Here is a 25,353-nt window from a genome sequence, read left to right as displayed (position 1 = left end):
AGATCTCCGAAGGAGGCACCGTGCAGCTCCTCGAGCTGTCCCTCACCATCGAGGACGTCGACGACGACATACCGTGTCGCGGCGACGACCCCGAGCTGTTCTTCGCCGAGTCCCCCTCGGACGTGGAGCTGGCCAAGGCCCTGTGCCGCACCTGCCCCGTCCGCGCCTCCTGCCTCGACGGCGCGTTGCTGCGCCAGGAGCCCTGGGGCGTCTGGGGCGGCGAGCTCTTCGTCCAGGGGGTCGTGGTCGCGCGCAAGCGCCCCCGCGGCCGCCCGCGCAAGACGGAGGTCGCGGCCTGATGCTCGACGCCGTCGCCCTCCTCTGCCGTGCGCAGGACCTGCCTGTGCCCGGCCCGGCGGACTCCGGTCCGCACCACGACCCGCTCCAGCGCGTACGTACCGCACCGGCCGACGCGCTGGCAGCTCCCGCACTCCCCAGAAGGCAGATCCCGATGCTCCTCCACGAAGCCCTGGCACTCGCGCAGTGTCGACCGACCAGCTCCCGACCGGCCCCGTCCACGCCGCACGACCGGCACCGGCGCGAGCTGCTCGCCCGGCGCCGGCTCGACCTCGCCCTCCGTCGCCTCGACCGGGCCTCGGGCGAGGTCACCCGGCTCCAGTCCCAGCTCGAGGCCAGCGTCTGACGCCGGACCTCCAGCGAGCGACGGCCGGAGGATCCCTGCAGCAGCAGGGGTCCTCCGGCCGTAACGAGCTGCGCCGCGCTGGCCTGCGCCGAGCGTCCGGCGCGCCTAGCGCCGGGCGCGCGCCTTGCGCGAGCCCAGCAGGGCCACCACCAGCACCACCAGACCGAGCAGGAGCAGGACGCCTGCCGTCATGCCCAGGAAGAGCACGACCCCCATGACCAGCACACCCCTTCCCCACTACGTCGTCCGTCGCATCCTCGCAGCAGCCCTGCTCGAGCGGCGGACCCAGGTCCCCGTCCGCGGGCTGCGCGGCTGACCCTGCCCGCACGACCCCTGCTCGACGGCCCGAGTCGCCGTCGCGGGCCGTCGAGCATCAGGCGGTCTTGCGGGCGCGCCGCCCCTCGGTGGCCGCGGGAGCGTCCTGGGACGCGGCGCCACCCGCGGTCGCCTTCCGGGCGGGCGCCTTCTTGGCGGGAGGCCGCTTCGCCGCCGCCTTCGTGGCAGGCGCGCCTGTCGCACCCTCCCCCGTGGTCGAGGCCTTCCGCGCGGGGGCCTTCTTCGCGGGGGCCTTCTTGGCGGGTGCCTCCTCCGCGGCAGCCTGCTCCGCCGCAGCCCTCCTCGCGGGTGCCTTCTTCGCGGGCGCCTCCTCCACTGCGGCCTTCTCCCCAGCGGCCTTCTTCCGAGCGGCCCTCTTCGGAGCGGCCTTCTTCGGAGCGGCTTCCGCCGGAGCCCGCTCCGGCGCCGCGGCCTCCCCTGCACCGGCGGCGGAGCCGGTGCCCTCGTCGCCGCGCCGCGACCGCGCCGCCTCCACGCTCGCGCGCAGCGCGGCCATGAGGTCGACGACCGTCCCGCCGGTGTCGGCCTGCTCCGCGGGCTCCTGGACCGCGCGCCCGGACACCTTCGCCTCGACGAGCTCCTCCAGCGCCACGCGGTAGTCGTCGCTGAACTGCTCGGGGTCGAAGTCGCCCGACAGCGTCTCGATGTAGGACTGCGCCATCGCGACCTCCTGGTCGCGCACCTCCACCGCCTCGTCGGGCGCGAAGGCCCCCGCGTCGCGCACCTCGTCGGGCCACAGCATCGTCTGCACGAGCAGCGCGCCGTCCTTCGGGCGCAGCACCGCCAGCGACTCGCGGTTGCGCAGGGCCACCTTGACGAGCGCCGCCCGGCCCGCGGCCTCGAGGGCGTCGCGGAGCAGGACGTAGGGCTTGGTGCCCGGCCCCTCGGCGGCGAGGAAGTACGGCTTCGACAGGTAGATGCCGTCGACCTGGTCGAGCGGCACGAACTCGAGCACGTCGATGACGCGCTTCGTCGGCAGCGGGAGGGCCCCGAGGTCGTCGTCGGTGAGCACGACCATCTCGCCGTCGGGCAGCTCGTAGCCCTTGACGATGTCGCGGTACGCGACCTCCTCGCCGTCCACCGAGCACACGCGCTTGTAGCGGATGCGCCCGCCGTCCGCGTCGTGCACCTGGCGGAACGAGATGCCCTTCTCCTCGGTGGCGGCGTAGAGCCGCACCGGGATCGACACCAGGCCGAAGGAGACGGTGCCCTTCCAGATCGCCTGCATGGGGGCAGTGTCCCCGATCGCGGGCAGCATGGGAACAGGCGCGCCGTCCCGGCGCCCACCAGCGGGGACGGAGGCGGCGTGGCGGGGACCAGGACGACGAGGACGACGAGGACGACCGTGGAGGTGGAGGGCCGCCAGCTCGTGCTCTCGAACCTCGACAAGGTGATGTACCCGGCGACGGGGTTCACCAAGGGCGAGGTCGTGGACTACTACGCGCGGGTGGCGCCGGTCATGCTGCCGCACCTCGCCGGCCGGGCGGCGACGCGCAAGAGGTACCCCGACGGCGTGGACGGCGGCGACTTCTTCGAGAAGAACGCGCCTCGCCACACCCCGGACTGGGTGCGGACGGCGACCCTCGACTCGCCGGGCAGCACCAAGGGCCGGAGCACCATCGACTACGTCGTCGTCGACGGGCTGCCGACGCTCGTGTGGCTCGCGAACCTCGCCGCCCTCGAGCTCCACGTGCCCCAGTGGCGGGTCGACGCGGACGGCGCGCCCGCGGGCGCTGACCTGCTCGTGCTCGACCTCGACCCCGGGGCCCCGGCGGACGTCGTGCAGTGCTGCCAGGTCGCGGTGCTGCTGCGCGACACCCTCGCCCGGCCGGAGTGGGGCGGGCTGGAGGCGTGGGTGAAGACGAGCGGCTCCAAGGGCCTCCAGGTCTACGTGCCCGTCGCCCCCGTGCCGTGGGAGCGCACGCACGCGTTCGCGCACGCCCTGGCCGAGCACCTCGAGCGCGTCGAGCACGAGCTGGTGGTGTCGCGCATGACGCGGTCGCTGCGCCCCGGCAAGGTGCTGCTCGACTGGAGCCAGAACAACGGGGCGAAGACCACGGTCGCGGCCTACAGCCTGCGCGCCCGGGAGCGGCCGACCGCCTCGACTCCGGTCACCTGGGACGAGGTCGCCGGCTGCCGCTCGGCGGAGCAGCTGCGCTTCACGGCGCCGGAGGTGCTCGACCGCGTCGAGCGGCACGGGGACCTCCTGGCGCCGGTCCTCACGCAGCACCAGCGGCTCCCCGAGCCGCCGACGGCCTGACCGGCTCCGCGTCCCGTACGTCCGGTGAGCCCGTCTCGTCCCGCACGCCCGGCACACCGGGGGCCCCGGCGTCCGGCGCCGGCACCACCGGGAGCACCGCGGGCGGCGGCTCCGGCCCGAGCGCGGCGTCGGCTCCGCACGGGCAGCAGGGGTGCGGGAGCCAGCGGCGCTCCCGCACCACCCCGACGGGCGGCGGGACCTCCAGCGTCACGACCGCGCCGGAGCCGTCGGGCGCGTGCGCGTCCTCCCCGTCGAGGTGCGCGAGCGCCCGCAGCGCGGCGAGGGCGGCGGCCGCGCTCAGCAGCGCGCCGTCAGCGGCCCGGGTGCGCGGACCGGCGGCGTGCAGCTGCGCGGCGACCCGCGGCCAGGCCGGGTCGCGGTCGGTGCGGTGCAGGTCGAGGCAGCGCAGGCAGGCCGTCGCCCCGGGGACCACGAGGGGACCGACGACCGGCGTGCCGTCGCGGACGCCGAGCAGCAGGTGCGGCGCCCCTCGGCGCACCAGCCGGTCGACGAGGGCGGGAGCGGGCGGGGCGTCCCCCGCGAGCACGGTCAGGTCGGGCGCGTCGCGCGCGAGCCGGCCCGGAGGAGCGCCGGCCCTCCGGCGGACCTGGCGCAGCCGTGCGGCGAGCTCGGGAGGGACGGGGGCCTCGCGCTGCAGCAGGTCCGCGGCGGCGAGCGCCCGCGGCCGGCCCTCGTCGCCGGGCCGGTAGCCGCCGGGCAGCAGGTCGGCGGGGGCGACGAGCGCGTCGTCCTCCACCTCCACGCGACCCACGCCCCCGGCGGCGAGCAGCCGGGCGACCGCCGCGCCGGCGCGCCCCGCCCCGAGCAGGAGCACCGAGCTGGCTGCGCGGCGCTGCAGCCGCTGCCGGCCGGACGGCGGAAGCGCCCAGGCGGCGACGTCGGGGGCCAGCCGGTCGCGCGAGGCGAGGGGGAGGCTGCGCAGCACGGCGCCCCCGGACGGGGAGGAGGCCAGGAGCCCGGCCTCCTCCAGCAGGTGGAGCAGCCGCGCCGACCGGGGCCCTGCCGACGGGTGCCCCAGCAGCTCGTCGTGCTCGACCGAGCCGTCGAGCCGCCCGAGCAGGTCGAGCTCGGCCGGGCCCAGCCCGCCGATGACGACCGCGCGCTCCGGGTCCACGCCGAGCTGCACCTCCGTGGCGGAGCGCCGGAGCACGACGACCGCCTCGGGCAGCCGCGGCCGCGCCTGCGCTGGTCCCATCCCGGCACCTCCTCGGCGCCGGGCTGGTCGGGACCGGCCCGTCCGGTCGCCCTCGGCGCTGGCCCAGCCTCGTCGCTCGGGCGGGGCGCGGCGAACGGCTGTCCACAGGCCGCGCTCAGGGCCGGTCGTCCACAGCTCCGGGTGACGGCCTGGACAGCAGGAGGGGCGGTCGCCGTACGGCGACCGCCCCTCCTGAGCGCCCCCGCGGAGGGGGCCGGGTCGTGCGTCAGGCCTTGCCGAGGATGCGGTTGAGCTTGGTGCCGCACACCGGGCAGGTGCCCTGCGCCATGCGGCGGCCGGACTCGCTCACCTTGACCTCGCCGGTGAACTCGCGCTTCTCCTTGCACTTCACGCAGTACGCGTCGCCGCTGTAGCTCTCGGCCATGGGGGACTCCTCGTCGTCGGGGGGCGGCCGTCGCGCGCCCCCGATGGGCTCCGGCCCGGCGGTCGCCGAGCGGGCGGTCAGGTTCGGCGTCACCCTACGACACCGCTCCACGGGCTCCGCGGAGCGGCGCGCCAGGCACTGCGCGGGCCGTGCGCGGCCCCTCCCCGCCGGGGCCGCGGGGGCCCGGCAGCAGGTGTCGCGCGGATCGTCCCGTCCTGTCCGCCCTGGCACGGTAGCGTCCCTCCATGAGGACGGCGCAGCGGGGCGCGGCCCGCGCCGAGCTGGAGCTGCAGCACGCCCTCGCGCTGCAGAGCGCCCCCGACGACGCTCCGGCGCCCGTCGCGGTGGCCCAGCCGCCCGAGCCCGCCGAGCCGCCGGAGCCCACCGAGCCGCCGGGTGCCGGCGGGCCGCCCCCCGCCGTCCGGGTCGAGGTCCGCCGCAGCTCCCGCCGGCGGCGGACGGTGTCGGCGTACCGCGACGGCGACGCCGTGGTCGTGCTGCTCCCCGCCGGCCTGCCGCCCGCGCAGGAGCAGCGGTGGGTCCGCACGATGCTCTCCCGCCTCGACGCCCAGGAGCAGCGGCGCCGGCCGGGCGACGGCGAGCTGGCCGCGCGCGCCGCCGACCTCTCCCGGCGCTACCTCGGCGGACGCGCCGTCCCGAGCAGCGTGCGCTGGGTCGACAACCAGGCCAACCGCTGGGGCTCGTGCACGCCGTCCGACGGGACCATCCGCATCTCGCGCCGGGTGCAGGGCCTGCCCACGTGGGTGCTGGACTACGTCCTGCTCCACGAGCTCGCCCACCTGCTCGAGCCGGGGCACGGGCCGGGGTTCTGGGCGCTGCTGGAGGCGTACCCGCGCACCGAGCGCGCCCGCGGCTTCCTCGAGGGCGTCGACTCGGCCGCCGGCACGGGGCCGGGCGCCTAGCCCCTCGGCTGCGGCAGCAGCAGCGCCGCGGCGACCAGCCGGCGCACGCTGTCGTCGGTCCCCTCCGGCAGGGCGTCCGGGGCGAACCAGCGCAGGTCGCTCGACTCCTCGCTGATGCGGGTCGTCGCGCCGCGGGGGGCGAGCACGGCGTACTGGACGTCGAGGTGGGCGACGCTGCTCCCCGGTCCCGCGCACGGCACGTGGTGGCGGTCCAGGCGGAGGGGCTGCGCGGGCTCCGGGAGCCCGTCGATGCCGGACTCCTCGCTCGCCTCGCGCAGCGCGGCGGCCGCCAGCGTGGCGTCACCCGGCTCGCAGTGCCCGCCCGTCTGCAGCCAGCGGCCGAGCCGGCGGTGCAGGGTCAGCAGGACGCGGCCGTCGGGGTCGACGACCAGCGCGCTGGCCGTCAGGTGGCCGGGGAGGCACGAGCGGGTCATCGCGTCGGGGTGGGCCGCCAGGTGCTCGAGGTACGCGGTGCGCAGCTCCTCCTGCCCGGCGTCCGGCGGCTCCCAGGTGCGCAGCACCCGCACCGCGTCGTCGTGCAGCGTCACGCCTGCGGCCCGTCGCCGTCCGGTCCGAGCAGCTCGTCGAGGTCGACCTCGACGCTGGAGGTGCTCGCGAACAGCTCCGGCTCGTCGAGGTCCGAGGTTCCCGGCATGAGGTCGGGCGCCGTCCAGAGCGCGTCGCGCCCGTCGGTGCCCCTCGCCCGGGCGACGAGCTCCCAGAGCCGGGCGGCGTCGCGCAGCCGCCGCGGGCGCAGCTCGAGGCCGACGAGGTTGGCGAACGTCTGCTCCGCCGGGCCACCGGTCGCGCGGCGCCGGCGCACCGCCTCGCGCAGGGCGGCAGCGTGCTTGAGGTGCGGCTCGGCGGCGGCGGCCGTGACCGTGTCGACCCAGCCCTCGACGAGCGCGAGCAGCGTCTCCAGGCGGGTGAGCGCCAGCTGCTGCTCCGGGGTCGGGTCCGGGGCGAACAGCCCGGAGCCGAGCGCCTCCTGCACCGCCGCCGGGTCGCTCGGGTCGAGCTGGGAGACCGCGCTCTCGATGGCCGCGGCGTCGATCGCGATCCCGCGGGCGTACGCCGTGACGTCGCCGAGCAGGCGCGGGCGCAGCCAGCCCGCGGCGGCGTACAGGCGCTGGTGGGCGGCCTCGCGCAGCGCGAGGAAGACGCGCACCTCCTCCTCGGGGACCTCCAGCCCGGCGCCGAAGGCGGCGACGCCGGAGGGGAGCAGCGCGCTGCGTCCCGTGCCGGCGAGCGGCAGCCCGACGTCGGTGGACCCGACGACCTCGCCGGCCAGCGCCCCGAGCGCCTGGCCGACCTGCGCGCCGAACATCGAGGCGCTCATCGCCTTGAGCATCGGGCCGAGCTGGCTCTGCAGCTGCTGGGCGAAGGTCTCCGGGGAGACGCCCGCCCCGAGCAGGCCCTCCATGCCGGGCGGGAGCCCCTCGGCGCCGGCACCGGAGAGCTGGTCGCGCAGCGCGGCGGTCATTGCCTCCTGGACCCGCTCGGCGACCGGCTCCGCCAGCTCGTGCCAGACCGGCAGCGTCCGCTCCACCCACTCAGCGCGGCTCCAGGCCTCGACCCGGCCGCCGGCGGCCGGCAGCGTGGTGGCGTCGTCGAGCCAGAGCTCGGCGAGGCGCAGGGCCTGCTCGACCAGGCTGCGGTCGCCGAAGGAGGGGGAGGGGTCACCGCCGGCCACGGCCTGGCGGGCCGTGTCGCGCGCGAGGTCCCAGTTGACCGGGCCGCCCTGCCACGACAGCAGGCGCCCGATCTGCGCGAACGCCTCCGCCATCTGGGAGGGGTCGCCGAAGGCCCCGAGCCCGAACGGGTCGCCCGATCCGCCGGAGCCCTCCCCGCCGCCGGTGCCCGGGCCGAAGCCGAAGGGGGTGCTCATGCCGCGCTCCTCGCCGTCGTCCCCGCGGTCGCGGCGGGGCGGGGCGCCGTCGTGCGCCGCACCCGGACCGTGTGGGGGAGGGCCGCGCAGGGCAGGATGGGGATCCTCATGGACCCCTCGAGCACCGCGGCGCGCGCCCTCATGCGCTTCACCGTATCCGCGCGCGCCGGCTCCCCGGCGGCCCGCGGGGGGTCGCGGTGACGCTGCCCCCGTCCGCTGAGCGTGGCGTTCGCGGACAGCGCACGCCCGGGCTGCGGGTCGCGGTCGCGGGGGCGGACGGCCCGGTCGGCGCTGCGGTGGTCGCCGCCCTGGCGCAGGACCCGGGCGTCGCCGAGGTCCTGGCCCTCGTCCCCGAGGACGCCTCCGAGCCCGGCGGTACGGGCCCCGACGCTGCCGCACCCGACGGGGCCGGGCTCGACGGTGCCGCCCCTGCCGGCTCGGGGTCCGAGGGCCCCGGCGCGCGGGTGCTCCCCGTCGACCTGCACGGCCCGGGCCTCGCGGCCGTGCTCGACGGCGTCGACGCCCTCGTCGCCCCGAGCCGCGCGGTGCAGCCCGTGCTCGCGGCGGCGACGGCGCTCACCGCCGCGGCGGCGGCCCGCGTGCCCCGCGTCGTCCTCGTGACGAGCGCGGAGGTCTACGGCGCGCTGCCGGACAACCCGGTCCCCCTCGACGAGGACGCCCCGCTGCGGGCGGCGCCCGGCGAAGGGCACCTGCGCGACCTGCTCGAGGTCGAGGCGATGGCGGCCCGCGCGCCGCTCGCGCACCCCGGTCTCGAGGTCGCCGTGCTCCGGCCCGCGACGCTCGTCGGACCAGGGCTCACGCCGGCGCTGGCCGGGCACTTCGCGGCCCCGCGCCTGCTCGTCGTCCGGGGCAGCGTGCCCCGCTGGCAGTTCTGCCACCTCGACGACCTGGCCACGGCCGCTGCGCTCGTGGTCACGTCGGGCCTCGCCGGACCGCTCCCCGTCGCGAGCCCCGGGTGGCTCGAGCAGGAGCAGGTCGAGGTGCTCTCCGGGCTGCGCCGCATCGAGCTGCCCCCGGCCCTCGCCTTCAGCACGGCCGAGCGGCTGCACCGGGTCGGCGTCGTCCCTGGTCCGGCGACGGACCTGGCCTACGTCGTGCACCCCTGGGTCGTGTCGCCGGCACGGCTGGAGGCGGCGGGCTGGGTGCCGGCGCACGACAACGTCGCGGCGTTCCGCGCCCTGCTCGACGCGCTCGACGCCGACGGGCGGCGCGGCCTCGGGCGCGACGCGACGCTCGCGTCCGCCGGTGCCGCGGTCGCCGTGGTCGGGACGGCCGCGCTCGTGCGCGCCGCCCGCCGGCGGAGGTCGGGGCGGTGAGCGCGGCCGGAGCCGTGCGCCTGGTCGACGTGCGCGAGAGCGCGCTCGACGTCGAGGAGGTGCGGGGCGCCGTCGCGGACGAGCAGGCCGGCGGTGTCGTGGTCTTCGTCGGTGCGGTCCGCGACGCGGACGGCGGGAAGGGCGTGCGCGGCCTGGCCTACACCGCCCACCCCTCCGCCGTCGACGCCCTGCGCGAGGTGGCCGAGGAGGTCGCGACGGGCGAGGTCGTGGCGGTGGCCGTCGTGCACCGCACCGGCGAGCTCGGGCTGGGCGACCTCGCGCTGGTCGCCGCCGTCTCCGCCGTCCACCGTGGCGAGGCCTTCGCCGCCTGCGAGCGCCTGGTCGACGAGCTCAAGCGCCGCGTCCCGATCTGGAAGCACCAGCGCTTCACCGACGGCACGGAGGAGTGGGTGGGCTCGCCGTAGCCGCCCGGTTGCAGCGCGTGCCCTCCGGGCACCACCAGACTGGGAACCCCGCGGGAACACTCCTCCGCACCTGCGGCGTTGTCCGACCGCCAGCACCACGACCGCCCTGCCCTAGACCAGAACGCCTGACCGGACCAGACCGACGGAGCGAGACCCACGTGACCCCCCTGCTCTGGGACGCGATCCCGGTCGTCGCCGTCGCGCTCGCGATCGTGCTGGTGGCGCTCTCGCGGCGGACCCGCCGACCGGAGGGCACGGAGGAGACCGTGCGGCGCCACGCGCGGTTCCGCGAGGCCCTCCGCACGGCGAGCGGCGAGCGGCCCGGCCCCCCGGCGGCCGGCGCGTGACCACCGTCGACACCGCGCCGGCGAGCGGTCGCCGGGTGCGCCTCGCGCCGCTCCAGCCGCGGACGCTGAGCCTCGCGGTCGCCGCCGCGCTCGTGATCGCGCTGACCGCGCTCGCGGCGCTGCTGCCCGTCCCGTACGTCATCCTCACGCCGGGGCCCACCGCCAACACGCTCGGCGTCGACGGCAGGAACGGCGACGTCATCTCGATCTCGGGGCACGCGAGCTACCCCGCGAGCGGTCACCTCCAGCTGCTCACCGTCAGCCTGTACGGCGGTCCCGGCCGCAGCGTCGACCTCCTCCAGGCCCTGCGCGCGTGGTTCGACCGGGCCGACGCGGTGCTGCCCGAGCGCTCGCTGTTCGCGGACAAGAGCGAGAAGCAGGTGAAGCAGGAGGACGACCAGGAGATGCAGCTGTCGCAGAGCACGGCGGTCACCGCCGCGCTCAACCAGCTGCGCATCCCGATCGGGCGGCGGCTCGTCATCCAGGCCGTCGCGGGGGACGCGCCGGCGAAGGGCGTCCTGGAGCCCGGCGACCAGATCGTCCAGGTCGACGGCAAGGCCGTGTCGACCCCGGACCAGGTGCGCGCCGGCATCCAGGCCCACGCCCCCGGCCAGACCGTCGCGGTGCAGGTGCTGCGCGCCGGCAAGACGCTCGACCTCACCGTGCCGACGCGCGACGCGAGCGGCAAGGCGCAGGTGGGGATCACGCCCGCGCTGGACGCGGTCTACCCCTTCAGGGTCTCCATCCGGCTGCAGGACGTCGGCGGTCCCAGCGCCGGGATGATGTTCACGCTCGGGATCATCGACAAGCTCACGCCCGGCGACCTCACCGGCGGCGCTTTCGTCGCAGGCACCGGGACGATCGACGACGCGGGCGACGTGGGGGCGATCGGCGGCATCCAGCAGAAGCTCGTCGCCGCGCGGCGTGCCGGCGCGACCTTCTTCCTCGCGCCCGCCGCGAACTGCGGGGAGACCAAGGGCGCGGTGCCCTCCGGCCTGCAGGTCATCAAGGTCGCGAAGCTGCAGGACTCCCTCAACGCGCTGCAGGCCATCCGCGAGCACCGCACCGCGAGCCTGCCCAGCTGCAGCTGAGCCCGGTGCAGTCGCGCCAGGTCGAGGTCGCTCCAGAGCGGCTCGTGCGCTGGGTCGAGGGCTTCGCGGCCCGGCACGGCGCGCCGGCGGCCGACGTCCAGGGCGCTCGCCTGGTCCTGGCCGCGCCAGACGGGGCCAGCGCGGAGCTCGCGGCGCCGTACCCGCCCGTGCCTGAGCTGCCCACCGACCCTGCGGCCGCCGCTGAGGTCCTGGCGGCGCACGCGGCGCTGACACGGCGTACGGGCGTCCTGCTCGTCCGCCGCGGCGGGCACGCCGCCGGCGTCTTCACCGGCGCCACCCTCGAGGGGGGCCGCGCCGGGTCGCGGCACGTCCAGGGCCGTACCGCCGCCGGGGGCTGGTCGCAGCAGCGGTTCGCACGGCGGCGCGAGGGCCAGGCGAGGGTCGCGTACGCCGCGGCCGCCGACCTCGCCGCCGCCGTCCTCGTGCCGGAGGCCGCCACGCTCGCTGCGCTCGTCACGGGCGGCGACCGCCGCTCCTGCGAGCTCGTGCTCGAGGACCCGCGGCTCGCGGTGCTGCGCCCCCTCGTCTCCGAGCGCCGCCTCGACGTGCCGGAGCCGCGCCGCGCGGTGCTGGAGGAGTGCGGGCCGCGGCTCGTCGCGGTCCGGGTCCTCGTCCGCGAGCCCTAGCGTCCCGGGCGACCCCGGTCAGCCGAAGGTGGCGGCGAGCGCCTCGCGCAGGCCGGGCACGAGGTCCTGCCCGACGAGCACCTCGAGGTCGTCGTCGTGGTCGCGCAGCCGCACGACGCTGGCGCGCTCCCCGTCGCGCAGCACGCCGACCGCGAGGCGCACCTCCTGGCGCCGGGGGTGCTCCGCGACCCAGCGCAGGGCGTCCTGCTCGTCGTCGGGTATCGCGCCCTCGGCGTCCGCGGGCAGCACGAGCCGCTCGACCACGAGCGCCGCTCCGACCACCGCGTCCGGCCAGGCGATGCCGCCCAGGAGGTCCTCGAGCGAGTCGGCGCTGGGCAGGTCCTCCTGCTCCACGGGGGTGTACGCGCCGGCGTCCGCCAGGGAGGCGGCGAGGCCGGGCTCGGCGGCCAGCAGGTCGCTCGTGGGGACGAGCGCGAACAGCCGCGGGGGAGCGTCCCAGCCCCCGCGGGCCACGTGCCGCTCGACCTCGACGACGACCTCCTCGAGCGGGCTGGGGGGCGTGCTGGTCATGGCCGGGAGTCTGGCAGACGCGCTCAGCGGGGAACCCACAGCACGGGTGGGTAAGTTGAGCCGACGACCGGTCCCGTCCGGGCCCGGCGAGCCGAACCGGTAGGTGCTGTCCGCGTGAGCTTCTCCATGCCGAGGGACCCAGGACGGCCGCGCGCGTTCGTCCGCCGCAGGGGGCGCGTGCTCGTGCCCACCGTGATCATCCTGGTCCTGCTGGTCATCGGCTTCTTCGCCTTCGCCGCGTACTACAGCGAGCTGCTGTGGTACCGCTCGGTCGACGAGTCCGGTGTCTTCGTCCGCCGCATCGGCGTGCACGTCGGGCTCTTCCTCGTCTTCGGGGCCGTGCTCGGCGGGGTCGTCGGCGGCAACGCCTACCTCGCCTTCCGGCTCCGGCCGGTCTACATCCCGAGCTCGCAGGAGCAGCAGAGCCTCGACCGCTACCGCATGGCGCTCGAGCCGGTCCGCCGGCTCCTGCTCATCGCTGCGTCGGTGCTGCTCGGCGTCATCGCCGGGCTGTCCGCGGCGACGCAGTGGAAGACCTACCTGCTCTGGCGGCACAGCACGCCGTTCGGCAGCAAGGACCCGCAGTTCGGGCTCGACACGTCGTTCTTCGTGTTCAAGCTGCCGTGGTACCGCTTCCTGCTCGACTACGGGTTCTCGCTGCTGCTGCTGACGATCGTGGCGGCGACCGTCGTGCACTACCTCTACGGCGGCATCCGCGTGCAGAGCGGCGGTGACCGGACGAGCGACGCCGCACGCGTGCACCTCAGCGTGCTGCTGGGGCTGTTCGTCCTGCTGAAGGCCGTGGCCTACGTCCTCGACCGCTACTCCCTCGAGGTCTCCGACAGCACCGTGGGGCGCAGCGACTTCACCGGGCTGACCTACACCGACATCAACGCCGTGCTGCCCGCGAAGACGATCCTCGCGTGGGTCGCGCTGATCTGCGCCGTGCTCTTCTTCGCCAACGTGTGGCGCCGCACCTGGCTGCTGCCGGGGCTCGGACTCGGCTCCCTGCTCGTGGCCGCGGTGCTCATCGGCGGGCTCTACCCGGCGCTCTTCCACCAGCTGCGGGTCAAGCCCAGCGAGGCAGACAAGGAGTCGGGCCAGATCACGCGCAACATCGCGGCCACGCGGACGGCGTACGGCCTGGACCGCGTCGTCGCGAAGTCCTACACCACCGCGCGCGACACCGACGTCGCCGCGGCCGCGAGCAGCCCGACGCTGGCGGCCGCGCGGCTCATCGACCCGTACGTCGTCTCGCCGACGTTCACCGCGTCCCAGCAGAGCCAGACGTGGTACGAGTTCCCCGACCCGCTCGACATCGACCGCTACACCATCGGCGGCAAGCAGGTGGAGACCGTCGTCGCGGTGCGCGAGGTCGACGCGAGCAAGCTCAACCAGTCGCAGCGCAACTGGACCAACGAGCGGACCGTCTACACCCACGGCTACGGCTTCGTCGCCGCCCCCGCGGCGCAGCCCGACACCGAGGGCGAGCCGAAGTTCTTCGCCGCGGACGCGTTCGGCGAGTACCAGCAGCAGATCTACTTCGGGGAGGAGTCGCCCGAGTACTCCATCGTCGGCGCCCCTCCGAGGAGCCAGCCGGTGGAGGCGGACGACCCGAACGCCGGCACCACCTCGACCTACCAGGGGAAGGGTGGCGTCCCCATCGGCGGGCTGTTCGACCGCCTCGTCTACGCCGCGAAGTACCGCGACACCAACCTGCTGCTCTCCAGCCGGGTGAACTCCGCGTCCCAGATCCTCTATGACCGGCAGCCGCGCGAGCGCGTGGAGAAGGTCGCCCCGTGGCTCACCGTCGACGGCGACCCGTACCCCGCGGTGGTGAACGGCCGCATCGTGTGGATCGTCGACGGCTACACGACCTCGAACTCCTACCCCTACTCCACGCGCCAGGAGCTGGGAGCCGCCACGACGGACATCGTGACGAAGACCTCGAGCGTGGTCGCCGCGCAGGACGACCGGCGGGTCAACTACATCCGCAACTCGGTCAAGGCGACGGTCGACGCGTACTCGGGCAAGGTCACGCTCTACGCCTGGGACGAGACGGACCCCGTGCTCAAGGCCTGGCGCAACGCCTTCCCGGGCACCGTGCTGGACCGCAGCTTCCTGGAGAAGGACACGCAGCTGCTGTCGCACGTGCGCTACCCCGAGGACCTGTTCAAGGTGCAGCGCGAGCTCTACTCGCGCTACCACGTCACCGACGCGAAGGTCTTCTACAGCAACAACGACTTCTGGCGCATCCCCAGCGACCCGACGAGGAGCGACGAGACGCAGGACGTCCCGCCCTACTACCTCACCGTGCAGATGCCGGGGACGGCGAAGCCCTCCTTCTCGCTCACGACGCCCTTCGTGCCGATCGGCAACCGCGAGAACCTCACGGCCTTCATGTCCGTGGACAGCGACCCCACCGACTCCACCGCGTACGGCACGCTGCGGGTGCTGCTCGTGCCGACGTCGGGCTCGGGCTCGCAGACCTTCGGCCCGCAGCTGGCGCAGAGCTCCTTCAAGAGCAACGTGGGGATCGCGCAGCAGATCAGCCTGCTCTCCCGCGGTGGCGCCTCCGAGGTGGACTACGGCAACCTGCTGACGCTGCCCGCGGGCGGGGGGTTCGTCTACGTCGAGCCCGTCTACGTCAAGCCCGCGTCGGGGACGGCGCGCTTCCCGACGCTGCAGCTGGTCCTCGTGTCCGACGGCACGAACGCGGCCTACGGCAGCACGCTCGAGGCGGCCCTGCAGAACCTCGCGCAGGGCGGCTCCCCGACGACGGGGGCGACCGGCGGCTCCGGGGGCACGGGCAGCTCCACGAGCCCGACCCCCAGCCCGTCCGCGAGCAGCGGTGGGACCACGACCGGTGGGGCCACCGCCGTACCTGCACAGGTGACGGCGCTCGTGGACGAGGCGCTGCGGATCTACCAGGAGGGCCAGCGGGACCTGCAGGCCAAGGACACGGTGGGCTACCTCTCGGCCCAGACCCGGCTGCAGGCGGTCCTGCAGCAGCTCCAGCAGCTGACGGGGTCCGCGACGCTGCCGAGCGTCGGCCCGAGCTCGTCGGCCAGCGCGACGCCGAGCGCGGTGCCCAGCCCCTCGCCGTCGGGCTGACCGCCCGCGATTTGGTCCGTCCCCGTCGGTCGCGTATGCTGGCAGAGCCGACGCGGGGTGGAGCAGCTCGGTAGCTCGCTGGGCTCATAACCCAGAGGTCGCAGGTTCAAATCCTGCCCCCGCTACACAGGGTCCTCAGGCCCCTCACTTCCGAGTGGGGGGCCTGAGGCGTCTCCCGGCCCGTTCCCTGGCGCGTCGTCCGTGCCGTGCTAACGCTCCGCGCCGGACCCGGACGCGCACGTGGACCGCCCACGCTGCAGCGCGACAGGTCGAGGGTGCGCCACGCACGACGAAGGGCCAGCGGCTGCTGCCGCTGGCCCTTCGTGCGATGTGCAGTCCCGGCTCAGCCGGGGGATGTGCAGGTCCCGGCGAGGCCGGGAGTCGTCAGGACGACGTCAGATGACGCGGACCTGCGAGGCCTGCGGGCCGCGCTGGCCCTGCGTGATCTCGAACTCCACGCGCTGGTCCTCGGCGAGGCTGCGGAAGCCGGTCGCCTCGATGCTGGTGTGGTGGACGAACAGGTCCTGGCCGCCACCGTCCTGCGCGATGAAGCCGAAGCCCTTCTCGTCGTTGAACCACTTCACGGTGCCCTGAGGCATGGGATCTCCTGTGGGGGAGGGGTTCAGGTGCTGCGGACGCCGCACCCGGGTCTGACCGGCACCGGGGGCGTCACCACTCGGGAGATGCCTCGATCGCCTGCTGTCTCACTCCGCGGCGTTCGAGAAACGAGCGTGAAGCAAAAACCAACCACTGACGACAGTACGAGGTCATCCAGCCCCTGTCAAAGACGGCGCCGCCCTGGGCTGCCGGACGGAGGGCCGAGGTGGGCCGACCCGGCACGCGGCCGCGGAGCGTACGCCCGGAGCCGGTTGTGCGCCTGCCGGCGTGGGCACGACTGGCGGTGGAGGCCCGTCGAGCAGCGGCGGGCCGTGACGCTGCGGAGGACACCGGTGCGGCAGTGGTCGGTCTCGCACGAGCTCCCCGGTGACGAGCGCGCCTGCGGCGTCGCGCGGCAGTTCGTGACCTCCTCCCTCGCGCGCTCGACGCAGCGCGACCTCCTCGACGCCGCGCTGCTCGCCGTGACCGAGCTCGCGAGCAACGCCCTGCGCCACGGCAGACCGCCCTTCCGGGTCGGCGTCTCGCTGGACGACGACCAGGTCCAGGTGCACGTCTCAGACGCCGACCCCCACTGCCCGCAGGCCCGTCGTGCCGGCGCCCACGCCGACCCGCTGGCGGAGTCGGGGCGGGGGCTGGAGATCGTGCAGGCCCTGGTCCAGCACTGGGGGTGCCGCCACCGGCCGGACGGCAAGGAGATCTGGTTCGAGCTGGGGGAGCCCGCCGCCCTGCCGGCCGGCTGACCGGACCCGCTGGGTGGCGGGACGGGCTCGCTGACAGGACCGGCTGGCTGGCGCGACCGGTCGGCTGACGGCGGATCTCGCGCGCGCGGAGCGCCTGCGCGGCCGTACCATGTGCGCAGACACCGGCGTCGACCCGTCGGGCCGCTCCTCGAGCGCCCGATCCTCCGCCGGACCACGACCCCGCCGCTGCGGTCGAGATCCTCCCTCCCCGGATCCTCGAGAGGACCGCCATGACCGACCCCCGCGGCTTCCTCAAGGCCCCGCGCGAGAGTGCGCCCCGTCGTCCGGTCGAGGTGCGGATCCGCGACTGGCGCGAGGTCTACGAGGAGATGAGCACCGAGTCGCTGCGCACGCAGGCCGGTCGCTGCATGGACTGCGGCATCCCGTTCTGCCACAACGGCTGCCCGCTCGGGAACCTCATCCCGGAGTGGAACGACCTCGCCTGGCGCGACGACTGGGCCGACGCGATCGAGCGCCTGCACGCGACCAACAACTTCCCGGAGTTCACCGGCAAGGTCTGCCCCGCGCCCTGCGAGTCCGCCTGCGTGCTCGGCATCGGCGACGACCCGGTGACGATCAAGATGGTCGAGGCGGCGATCGCCGACCGCGCGTGGGACGAGGGCCTGGTCCAGCCGAAGCCGCCGACCCGGCTCACCGGCAAGACCGTCGCGGTCGTCGGCTCGGGGCCCGCGGGCCTCGCGGCCGCCCAGCAGCTGACCCGGGCCGGCCACACCGTGGCGGTCTACGAGCGCGACGACGCCCCCGGCGGGCTCATGCGCTACGGGATCCCGGAGTTCAAGATGGAGACGCGCTACCTCGAGCGCCGCATCGCGCAGATGCGGGCCGAGGGCACGCGCTTCCGCTGCGGCGTCGAGGTCGGCGCCGACATCACCGCCGAGGAGCTGCGCGAGCGCTACGACGCCGTGCTCCTCGCGGTCGGCGCGACCGCCCGCCGCGAGCTCGACGTCCCCGGGCGCGAGCTGGCCGGCGTCGTGCAGGCGATGGACTACCTGCCGCACGGCAACCGCACGGCGCGTGACGCGACGTACGTCCCGGCGATCACTGCCGAGGGCAAGGACGTCGTCATCATCGGCGGCGGCGACACCGGCGCCGACTGCTACGGCACCGCCATCCGGCAGGGCGCGCGCTCCATCACGCAGATCGACATCAACCCCCAGGCGCCCACCGACCGGCCCGAGCACGACCCGTGGCCGGTGCACGCCCGGGTGCTCCGGCTCTCCAGCGCGCACGAGGAGGGCGGCGAGCGGGCGTACGCGCTCAACACCGTCGAGCTCGTCGGCGACGGGGCGGGCAGCATCGCCGAGATCGTCGTCGTGGAGGGCACCCGCGTCGAGCGGGTCTTCACCCCCACCGCCGGGACCGAGCGGCACTTGCCGGCCCAGCTCGTCATCCTCGCGCTGGGCTTCACCGGGCCCGAGCGCAGCCCGCTGCTGGCCGGCCTCGGGGTCGAGCTCGACGCGCGCGGCGGGCTCGTCCGCGACGAGGACTACATGACGCGGGTGCCGGGCGTCTTCGTCGCCGGTGACGCGGGCCGTGGCCAGTCCCTCGTGGTGTGGGCGATCGCCGAGGGCCGCGCGGCGGCGGCGGGCATCGACGCGTACCTCACCGGGGCCACGGAGCTGCCGTTCCCGATCCCGCCGAGCGCGCGGCCGCTCGCGGTCTAGGGCTGCGCCCAGGGCACCACGCAGGCGACGCCGGGGACCTCGAGCACCTGCTCCGGCTCGCCGCCGTCCTCGGGGAGCACGACGAGCCGTCCGGCCCGCTGCACGGCCACGAGCACCCGCCCTGCCCACAGGCAGAAGTCGCGCAGCTCGTCGCCCTCGACCACGACGTGGGCGGCGGGTGCGCCGCCGGCGGCGAGGTCGAAGCGGCTCAGGCAGCTGTGGTGGCGGTTGGCGACCCAGAGCCAGCGCCCGTCCGGGCTGGTCCGCAGCGCGGAGACGCGCGCGTCGTGCTCGCGCCCGGCGGCGCACGACGGTGCTGCTGCGAGCAGGGTCCAGCCGCCGTCGGCGCGGCCGTAGTGCAGCACGGTGCCGTCCAGCTCCCCGGTGACCCAGCGCGTCCCGTCGGGGTGCTCCGCACTGCTGCGCGGGCCGCTGCCCGCGGGAGCGGCCGCCTCCTGCACGACGCGTGCGCCGTCGGCGGAGACCTCGAGGTCGACGACCAGGTCGCGCCCCAGGTCGGCGACCCAGGCCCGTCCCCCGCCGAGCAGCGCCGAGTGCGCGCGGGGCACGCGGCCGTCCCGCCGCTCGAGGCGGAGCACGTCGTGGCGCACGAAGCGCCCGGCGCCGTCGAGCCGGGAGACGGTGACCGCGCCGTCGCCGTAGTGCGAGGTGACGACGTGGGTGCCGTCCGCGGCGACCGCGACGTGGCACGGGGCCGCGCCGCCGCTCGGCACCGTCTCGAGGAGCTCCAGCGAGCCGTCGGGGCCGAGGGCCACCGTGCTGAGCGTGCCCTCGTCGCCCTCCCCGAGGACGTACGCGACCGGCAGCACCGGGTGCGTCGCCAGGAAGGACGCGTCACTCAGCGGCAGGGTCGCGAGCAGGTCGCCGACGCCGTCCTCGGGGTCCAGCGCGTACGCCCGCACGGCGCCCGGCTCGCCGGGGGTGTCGTACGACCCGACGAGCAGCAGGCTCCGCGTCATGATCGTCATCCTGCCAGCAGGGGAGTGCCCGTGCGCCGCGGGGTGCTGGACCGGTTCAGTCCGCAGGTGGTCGCGCGGACCCCACGCCGGCCGGGGACGCGGTCAGACGGGACGGACCGAGCGCGCGTGCGGGCCCTTGTCCGTCTGGACGACCTCGAAGGCGACCCGCTGCCCGTCGTGCAGGCTGCGGAACTTCCCCTCCTCGGCGATCTCCGAGAAGTGCACGAAGACGTCGTCGCCCCCACCGTCCGGGGTGATGAAGCCGAAGCCCTTGTCCGCCTTGAACCACTGGACGGTCCCGTTGCCACCGGAGCCGGCCCCGCCGCTGCGGCCGCCGCTGCGCGGGGCGTGCTCGCGCGGGCCGCTGTCGCGCCCGCCTCGCCGGTCGCCGTCCCGGCCGCGCGGGCGGTCGCCGCCACCCCGCCGGTCGTCACGGTGCCGGTCGTCACGGGGCGGAGCGGGTGCCGCGCCGGTCACGCGCACCTTCTCCGCCTGCAGCCCGCGCTCGCCGGGCGCGATCGAGAACTCGACCTTCTGCCCCTCGCGCAGCGTGCGGTAGCCGGTGGCACCGCTGATCTGGGTGAAGTGGACGAAGACGTCGTCGGGCGTGATGAACCCGAAGCCCTTCTCCTCGTCGAACCAGTGGACGGTGCCGCTGATGACGAGGCGTGATCCGGGCTCCTCGGGGAGCACCTGCACCTGCTCGGCCTGCGGGCCGCGGGGGCCCTCGCCGAGGAAGTACTCCACCCGGTCGCCGCCCTCGGGCAGCGCGCCCGGGGCGAGGGCCGAGGAGTGCACGAACACGTCGGCGCCCTCGTCGTCGGGCGAGAGGAAGCCGAAGCCCTTGTCCGGGTCGTACCAGGTGACGGTGCCAGTGACCGCCCCCTCCCGCGGCTCGTACGGGCCGGCCGGCTCCGGCTCGACCGCGCGCACGTCGGCCGCCTGGGGGCCGCGCTCGCCCTCGACGAGGTCGAACTCCACGCGCTGGCCCTCGAGCAGCGTCCCCAGCCCCTCGTGGAACGCCGAGACGTGGACGAACACGTCGTCGCCGCCGTCCTCCGGGGTGAGGAAGCCGAAGCCCTTGTCCGCCTTGAACCACTGCACCGTGCCGAGCATCGTCCGCTTCCCTCCGCCTCCCCGGCGCACGTCGCCGGGCCCCGCCGACCGTCTCGCGGGCATCCCAGGATGACGCACGGGCGGCGCGGAGGGCCAACCCGCGCGCCGTACCAGCGCCACGACGGGGCAGGGACGACGACGGCGGCCGCCTCCCGGAGGAGGACGACCGCCGTCGTGGCGGCTGCGCGCCGTCAGATCGTCGCGGAGACCGAGGGCTTGGCGTTGATCGTCGCCGTGTCGTCGCGGACGGCCGCGCCGAGCTCCATCAGGCGCGCCATCGCCTCACGGCCGTGGTGGCCGCAGAAGAGCAGCTCGCCGCTCTCGAGCCGGGCGCGCACGAAGGCCTGCGCACCGCACTGGTCGCAGCGGTCCGCGACAGCCAGGGGGGCGAGGTCCTCGCCCATGCTCTCGACGTCGGGCCGGGCGCTGAGAGTGTTCGTCATCTGCTCTGCTCCTGTCTCGCCGGTCTCCCGGCACCGTTCCGGCTTCCGAACTGCTCCGCGCCGTTGCGTCTGCCTATGCAACCAGGAAGTGGGCCGCTTCGTTCCCCGGACCCACCGGTGTTCACCCCTCGGACCCCGTCCGCAGGGCCCAGGCGACCGCCTCGCGCAGCGAGCCGGTCCGCCGCACCCGCTCCCGCTGGGCCGCCGCGGAGGTGCCGCGCGCGAGCAGGGCGGTGGTCGTGGCCTCGACCTCGGGCCACGTCCCGTGGTCCTCGAGGTCGTCGCGGAGCAGGGCGAGCAGGGCCCCCACGGCGGTGTCGGGCGCGACGGGCACGCCGGCGAGCGGGTCCAGCAGCGGCCCGCGCAGGCCGTGGCGCGCCGCCGTCCAGCGCGCCGCGCGGGCGAGCTCGGGGCGCAGCTGCGGGACCGGTCGTCCCTCGCGGGCGTGCGCGGCCAGCACCCGGGTCAGCGACCCGCACAGCGCGGCGTGCAGGACGACGTCGTCCACGCGCGTGCACACGTCGCCGACGCGGAACTCCAGCGTCGGGTAGCGCGCGGAGGGCCGGACGTCCCAGTAGAGCCCGTGCGCGTCGTCCACCACGCCGGCGCCGACGAGCTCCTCGACCGCCCGCCGGTAGCCCTCGGCGTCGCCCAGCAGCTCGGGCGGCCCGCTGATCGGCCAGCGCGACCACCACGTGGTGCGCCAGCTCTCGTGCCCGGTGTCGGCGCCCTCGTGGAACGGCGAGCTGCCCGTCAGGGCGACCAGCACGGGCAGCCAGGGGCGCACCCGGTCCATCACGGCGACGGCGGTGTCGAGGTCGGGCACCCCGACGTGCACGTGGCAGCCGCAGATCGTCTGCTGCAGGGCCATCGGCCCCCAGCGGTCGAAGAGGTCGAGGTAGCGCGCCTGCCCCGTGAGCCGCTGGTCCTCCCAGTGCAGCTCCGGGTGCGTGGAGGCGGGGAGCGGCGCGGCACCGTGCTCGGCGCAGGCCGCCCGGGCCGCCGCCCGTCCGGCCAGCACCTCGCGGCGCACCTGCTCGAGCGAGGTGCAGACGCCGGTCGTCACCTCGATCTGCGCGGTCGAGATCTCCGGGTGCACGGTGCTGCCCCAGCGCCCCTGCTGCAGGTCCTCGGCCAGCCCGGGGGAGTCGAGCGGCGCGAGCGAGGTGGCGTCGACGACGTGGAACTCCTCCTCGACGCCGAACGTCGCGCCGACCGCGCTGGAGACGGGCTCCCGCTCGTCCTGCTGCACCGGCACTGCCCACCTCCTCGTCCGCGACGCCCCGGAGGGGCTCAGCGCTGCACCAGCAGGACCGGCTCGCTGCCGACCTCGAGCCCCTCGTGCCCCCGCAGGGCCCGGCGCGAACCGTCCAGCGCCCGCAGCTCCCTCGTCCGGCCGGGCACCGTCACGCGGACGGGTGCACCGGTCGCCCAGACCAGCGTGTCCCGCTCGCCCTGCGCTGCGCGGGTCAAGGTGCAGGAGACGAGCCCGCGCGCCGCGTCGTCGGTGCACCCGCCCCAGCCCGCGCCCGTCAGCCAGGACGCCACTGCGGCGTACGCGCGGCCGCCGTCGTCCGTGCTCCCGTCGGAGCGGGTGAGCCGGAGGCCGACGTACTGGTTGGTCCAGCCGTACCAGGAGGTCCGCACCACCCCGGCGCGGAGCAGGGCGACCAGCGAGCGGGCGACGTACGCCCTGGCCTGCCCCCCGGTCAGCAGCCACGCCGGGCGCGTCGCGGTCGGCTGCGCCAGCCCCCACCCCACCTCGGTCGCCCAGAGGGGAAGCCCCGCCGGGACGAGCGCGCGCACGGCGGCGACCGTCGTGACGAGCGACTCCGGGGTGCTGCCCTGCTCCGGGTACGCGTGGAAGGCGACGACCTGGCTCCCGGCCAGCCCGCCCGCCGCGACGAAGCGCCGCATCCACTCCTCCGCACCCGGCGAGGTGGCCGCGAGCGCCGGCGCGACCACCGTGGCCGCCGGGTCGGCCGCGTGCACGGCAGCGGCCCCCGCCGTGCTCAGCCGCGCCGTCGTCTCCGGCGAGGAGGTCGAGAACATGCGCAGGTTCGGCTCGTTGCCGAGCTCGTAGGCCTCGATGCGCCCGCGGTAGCGCTGGGCGACCGCCGTGACGTACGCCGTCCACGTCGCCGGGTCGGCGGGCTCGGACGCGCTCGTCGCCCCGCCGTACGGCGAGGCGTCGCCGGGTCGCGCCGCCGCCCACGCCGGCGTGAGGCCGAGCGTGAGCAGGACGCGCACCCCGTGCTGCTGCGCGGCTGCGACCAGCGCGTCGAGCCGCTCCCAGTGCCACTCGCCCGGCGCGGGCTCGAGGTCGGCCCAGGTCGTCCCGCTGTCCCACAGCCGCAGCGAGCCGAAGGGCGCCTCCGGCCAGCGCGCGGGGTCGACCGCGTTGAGCCCGAGCTGCTCAGCGCCGACCCGCGGGCCGTCGACCAGGGCGAGCGGCGCCGGGTCACGGCGGGCGCGCACCGCCGCGTACGCCGCGAGGGCGGTGAGCAGGAGCAGCACGAGCAGCACCGCCAGGACAGCCAGGACGGCGCCCCGGCGGGTGCGGGTGCGGGTGCGGGGGTCGGGCGGCAGCTCCTCCTCCAGCCCGGCCGTCACGGTCATGCCGCCGATCCTGCCAACCGGCCCGCGACCACCGGCGTTGGGGCCCAGGGCCCCGGACCTGAGAGGATGGGGGGTCAGGCGGCGCCCCGCTTGGCGCCCGAAGGTGCTGGATGAGGAACCGCGATGAGCGAGCCGACCGAGACGACGACGACCGACACGACGACCGACACGACCGACATGACGACCGGCGCACCGGTCGAGACGCACGAGACGACCGCGCCGGCCGAGCAGCCGGTGCAGGAGCAGCCGGACGACGAGCACGGCGGCTTCTCCGACCTCGGCCTGCGTCCCGAGCTGCTCACCGCGCTCTCGGCGCTCGGCTACGAGGAGCCCACCCCGATCCAGCGCGAGGCGATCCCGCCGCTGCTCGAGGGCGCCGACCTGCTCGGCCAGGCCGCGACCGGCACGGGCAAGACCGCGGCGTTCGCCCTGCCCGTCCTGCACCTGCTCGCCGCGGGCCCGCGCGACGGCCGTCGCCCGGGCGCGCTCGTCCTCGTCCCGACGCGCGAGCTCGCCGTCCAGGTCTCCGAGGCCACGCACAAGTACGGCAAGGACCTCGGCATGCGGGTGCTGCCGATCTACGGCGGCCAGCCGATCGGCCACCAGCTGCGCGCGCTCGACCGCGGCGTCGACGTCGTCGTCGCCACCCCGGGCCGTGCGCTCGACCACCTCTCCCGCGGCACGCTCGACCTCTCCGAGGTGCACGTCGTCGTCCTCGACGAGGCCGACGAGATGCTCGACATGGGCTTCGCCGAGGACATCGAGGCGCTGCTCGAGGCCGCGCCCGAGGGCCGGCAGACGGTGCTGTTCTCCGCGACGATGCCGGTGCGCGTCGAGGCGATCGCCCGCAAGCACCAGCGCTCCCCGCGGCGCATCCAGATCGAGCGCGAGCGGCCGACGGGCGGGGAGTCGCCGCTGGTCCGCCAGGTCGCGTACGTCGTCCCCCGCGCCGCGAAGCCCGCCGCCCTCGGCCGGCTGCTCGACGTCGAGGCACCCCAGGCGGCGATCGTGTTCTGCCGCACCCGCGACGAGGTCGACACGCTGACCGAGTCGCTCAACGGGCGCGGCTACCGCGCGGAGGCGCTGCACGGCGGGCTCTCGCAGGAGCAGCGCGACCGCGTCGTCGGGCGGCTGCGCGCCGGCACCGCGGAGCTGCTCATCGCCACCGACGTCGCCGCGCGCGGGCTCGACATCGACACGCTGACCCACGTCGTCAACTACGACGTGCCGTCCGCGCCCGAGGCGTACGTCCACCGCATCGGCCGCGTGGGCCGCGCCGGCCGCGCCGGCGTGGCGATCACCCTCGCCGAGCCGCGCGAGCACCGCATGCTGAAGACGATCGAGCGCGTCACCCGCGCGACGATCCCGGTGGAGAAGGTCCCGACGGTCGCCGACATGCGCGCCCGCCGGCTCGAGATGACCCGGGCCGCGGTCGAGGAGGCGCTGGTCGAGGACGACCTCGACGGCTTCCGCGTGGTCGTGGAGACCCTCGCCGCCGAGTACGGCCTGATGGAGATCGCGCTCGCCGCCGTCAAGCTCGCCCACGAGGCGGGCGGCCCGACGAGCGACGAGGAGGAGATCCCCGACGCGACGCTGCGCCCCGTGCGCGACGACCGCACCGGCGGTGCCGGTCCGGGCGGTCGGAGCGGCGCGAGCCGTGACCGCTTCGCCGGCCGCACCGGCGGGCCGACCACGCGGCTGTGGATCTCGCTCGGCCGCATGGCGGGCGTCCGCCCGCAGGACCTCGTCGGCGCCATCGCCGGTGAGGCGGGGCTGCCCGGCCGGCAGATCGGCGCGATCGAGATCGCCGACAAGTTCTCGCTCGTCGAGGTGCCGGAGAGCGCGGCGGACCGCGTGGTCGACGCGCTGCGCGGCTCGACCGTGAAGGGCCGCCCGGTCAACGTGCGCCGCGACCGCGGGCCCCGCCGGGAGTAGCCGCCGCGCCAGACGGACGCTGTCGCGTCCCGGCTGGGCCGTACGGGTCCTTCCTGAGCGTCCGCTGTGCCCGA

Annotated in this window: 25 protein-coding genes and 1 tRNA gene; 14 read left to right on the top strand and 12 right to left on the bottom strand. The window is 75.9% G+C overall.

The window, feature by feature from the left end:
* Nucleotides 1-20 precede the first annotated feature (20 nt).
* On the top strand, nt 21-299 hold the full coding sequence (locus EV189_RS12870; RefSeq protein WP_269204188.1) for a WhiB family transcriptional regulator: 279 nt from the start codon (nt 21-23) through the stop codon (nt 297-299).
* The gene (locus EV189_RS12865) at nt 299-643 is read left to right on the top strand and encodes a hypothetical protein (RefSeq protein WP_130493341.1); all 345 of its coding nucleotides are present in this window, start codon (nt 299-301) and stop codon (nt 641-643) included. Before EV189_RS12870 ends, EV189_RS12865 begins: the two co-directional genes overlap by 1 nt.
* A 373-nt stretch (nt 644-1,016) precedes the next feature.
* On the opposite strand, the gene ku is transcribed toward EV189_RS12865, so the two are convergent.
* Nucleotides 1,017-2,207, bottom strand: coding sequence for a non-homologous end joining protein Ku (gene ku, locus EV189_RS20985; protein WP_130493340.1), 1,191 nt, complete (start codon nt 2,205-2,207; stop codon nt 1,017-1,019).
* A gap of 117 nt (nt 2,208-2,324) precedes the next feature.
* Here ku and ligD point away from each other — a divergent pair, with 117 nt between their 5' ends.
* Nucleotides 2,325-3,239 (top strand): non-homologous end-joining DNA ligase, encoded by a 915-nt coding sequence (ligD, locus tag EV189_RS12855; protein WP_130493339.1) that lies wholly within the window; start codon nt 2,325-2,327, stop codon nt 3,237-3,239.
* Here ligD and EV189_RS12850 read toward each other — a convergent pair.
* Nucleotides 3,199-4,455: a TOMM precursor leader peptide-binding protein gene (locus EV189_RS12850; RefSeq protein WP_130493338.1), complete on the bottom strand. Its 1,257-nt coding sequence runs from the start codon at nt 4,453-4,455 to the stop codon at nt 3,199-3,201. The two genes, ligD and EV189_RS12850, sit on opposite strands and share 41 nt — an antisense overlap.
* 226 nt (nt 4,456-4,681) lie before the next feature.
* Nucleotides 4,682-4,840 (bottom strand): DUF5679 domain-containing protein, encoded by a 159-nt coding sequence (locus EV189_RS20225; protein WP_165400282.1) that lies wholly within the window; start codon nt 4,838-4,840, stop codon nt 4,682-4,684.
* A 245-nt stretch (nt 4,841-5,085) separates the two neighbouring features.
* On the opposite strand from EV189_RS20225, the gene EV189_RS12845 reads away from it, so the two are divergent.
* Complete coding sequence (locus EV189_RS12845) at nt 5,086-5,763, top strand: M48 metallopeptidase family protein (RefSeq protein WP_130493337.1); 678 nt, start codon at nt 5,086-5,088, stop codon at nt 5,761-5,763.
* Here EV189_RS12845 and EV189_RS12840 read toward each other — a convergent pair.
* Nucleotides 5,760-6,311 (bottom strand): NUDIX hydrolase, encoded by a 552-nt coding sequence (locus tag EV189_RS12840; RefSeq protein WP_130493336.1) that lies wholly within the window; start codon nt 6,309-6,311, stop codon nt 5,760-5,762. The two genes, EV189_RS12845 and EV189_RS12840, sit on opposite strands and share 4 nt — an antisense overlap.
* Complete coding sequence (locus EV189_RS12835; RefSeq protein WP_130493335.1) at nt 6,308-7,651, bottom strand: zinc-dependent metalloprotease; 1,344 nt, start codon at nt 7,649-7,651, stop codon at nt 6,308-6,310. The genes EV189_RS12840 and EV189_RS12835 overlap by 4 nt, the downstream gene beginning before the upstream one ends.
* A 197-nt stretch (nt 7,652-7,848) precedes the next feature.
* Between EV189_RS12835 and EV189_RS20700 the strand changes: the two genes are divergently transcribed.
* From EV189_RS20700 to EV189_RS12810, 5 genes are all read left to right on the top strand, one after another.
* Entirely contained in the window at nt 7,849-8,988 is a 1,140-nt protein-coding gene (locus EV189_RS20700) for an NAD-dependent epimerase/dehydratase family protein (protein ID WP_130493334.1), read from the top strand.
* Complete coding sequence (locus EV189_RS12825) at nt 8,985-9,413, top strand: molybdenum cofactor biosynthesis protein MoaE (protein ID WP_231116356.1); 429 nt, start codon at nt 8,985-8,987, stop codon at nt 9,411-9,413. Before EV189_RS20700 ends, EV189_RS12825 begins: the two co-directional genes overlap by 4 nt.
* Nucleotides 9,414-9,571: 158 nt before the next feature.
* Nucleotides 9,572-9,760: a hypothetical protein gene (locus EV189_RS12820; RefSeq protein WP_130493333.1), complete on the top strand. Its 189-nt coding sequence runs from the start codon at nt 9,572-9,574 to the stop codon at nt 9,758-9,760.
* Entirely contained in the window at nt 9,757-10,851 is a 1,095-nt protein-coding gene (locus EV189_RS12815; protein WP_231116355.1) for a YlbL family protein, read from the top strand. The genes EV189_RS12820 and EV189_RS12815 overlap by 4 nt, the downstream gene beginning before the upstream one ends.
* Nucleotides 10,852-10,856: 5 nt before the next feature.
* On the top strand, nt 10,857-11,498 hold the full coding sequence (locus tag EV189_RS12810; protein ID WP_231116354.1) for an acVLRF1 family peptidyl-tRNA hydrolase: 642 nt from the start codon (nt 10,857-10,859) through the stop codon (nt 11,496-11,498).
* Between the two features lie 18 nt (nt 11,499-11,516).
* Here EV189_RS12810 and EV189_RS12805 read toward each other — a convergent pair whose 3' ends face one another.
* Nucleotides 11,517-12,029, bottom strand: coding sequence for a PPA1309 family protein (locus EV189_RS12805; RefSeq protein WP_130493332.1), 513 nt, complete (start codon nt 12,027-12,029; stop codon nt 11,517-11,519).
* A gap of 177 nt (nt 12,030-12,206) precedes the next feature.
* Between EV189_RS12805 and EV189_RS12800 the strand changes: the two genes are divergently transcribed.
* Together EV189_RS12800 and EV189_RS12795 are read left to right on the top strand one after the other, a co-directional pair.
* Nucleotides 12,207-15,143: a UPF0182 family membrane protein gene (locus tag EV189_RS12800; RefSeq protein ID WP_231116353.1), complete on the top strand. Its 2,937-nt coding sequence runs from the start codon at nt 12,207-12,209 to the stop codon at nt 15,141-15,143.
* A 51-nt stretch (nt 15,144-15,194) separates the two neighbouring features.
* Nucleotides 15,195-15,268: transfer RNA gene (locus EV189_RS12795), tRNA-Met, on the top strand.
* 270 nt (nt 15,269-15,538) lie between these two features.
* Here the strand turns inward: EV189_RS12795 and EV189_RS12790 are convergent.
* Complete coding sequence (locus tag EV189_RS12790; RefSeq protein WP_130493330.1) at nt 15,539-15,742, bottom strand: cold-shock protein; 204 nt, start codon at nt 15,740-15,742, stop codon at nt 15,539-15,541.
* Between the two features lie 330 nt (nt 15,743-16,072).
* On the opposite strand from EV189_RS12790, the gene EV189_RS12785 reads away from it, so the two are divergent.
* Both EV189_RS12785 and EV189_RS12780 read left to right on the top strand, forming a co-directional pair.
* Nucleotides 16,073-16,501: an ATP-binding protein gene (locus EV189_RS12785; protein ID WP_165400279.1), complete on the top strand. Its 429-nt coding sequence runs from the start codon at nt 16,073-16,075 to the stop codon at nt 16,499-16,501.
* Between the two features lie 230 nt (nt 16,502-16,731).
* Complete coding sequence (locus tag EV189_RS12780; protein ID WP_130493328.1) at nt 16,732-18,186, top strand: glutamate synthase subunit beta; 1,455 nt, start codon at nt 16,732-16,734, stop codon at nt 18,184-18,186.
* On the opposite strand, the gene EV189_RS12775 is transcribed toward EV189_RS12780, so the two are convergent.
* The 5 genes from EV189_RS12775 to EV189_RS12745 form a co-directional block, all read right to left on the bottom strand.
* On the bottom strand, nt 18,183-19,166 hold the full coding sequence (locus EV189_RS12775) for a lactonase family protein (protein ID WP_165400278.1): 984 nt from the start codon (nt 19,164-19,166) through the stop codon (nt 18,183-18,185). The genes EV189_RS12780 and EV189_RS12775 overlap by 4 nt on opposite strands.
* Before the next feature lie 102 nt (nt 19,167-19,268).
* Complete coding sequence (locus EV189_RS21160; protein ID WP_407938133.1) at nt 19,269-20,282, bottom strand: cold-shock protein; 1,014 nt, start codon at nt 20,280-20,282, stop codon at nt 19,269-19,271.
* Between the two features lie 191 nt (nt 20,283-20,473).
* Nucleotides 20,474-20,725, bottom strand: a complete 252-nt coding sequence (locus EV189_RS12755) for a DUF7455 domain-containing protein (RefSeq protein ID WP_231116352.1) — start codon at nt 20,723-20,725, stop codon at nt 20,474-20,476.
* A gap of 121 nt (nt 20,726-20,846) precedes the next feature.
* A complete protein-coding gene (locus EV189_RS12750) occupies nt 20,847-21,983 on the bottom strand; it encodes a carboxylate-amine ligase (RefSeq protein ID WP_165400277.1) in 1,137 nt (378 codons plus the stop codon).
* A 35-nt stretch (nt 21,984-22,018) separates the two neighbouring features.
* Entirely contained in the window at nt 22,019-23,344 is a 1,326-nt protein-coding gene (locus EV189_RS12745) for a glycosyl hydrolase (protein WP_130493325.1), read from the bottom strand.
* Nucleotides 23,345-23,521: 177 nt separating this feature from the next.
* On the opposite strand from EV189_RS12745, the gene EV189_RS12740 reads away from it, so the two are divergent.
* Nucleotides 23,522-25,279, top strand: coding sequence for a DEAD/DEAH box helicase (locus EV189_RS12740; RefSeq protein WP_130493774.1), 1,758 nt, complete (start codon nt 23,522-23,524; stop codon nt 25,277-25,279).
* Nucleotides 25,280-25,353: the final 74 nt, after the last annotated feature.

Source organism: Motilibacter rhizosphaerae, from assembly GCF_004216915.1.
Classification (GTDB): domain Bacteria; phylum Actinomycetota; class Actinomycetes; order Motilibacterales; family Motilibacteraceae; genus Motilibacter; species Motilibacter rhizosphaerae.
This window is presented reverse-complemented; position numbering and strand designations above follow the sequence as displayed.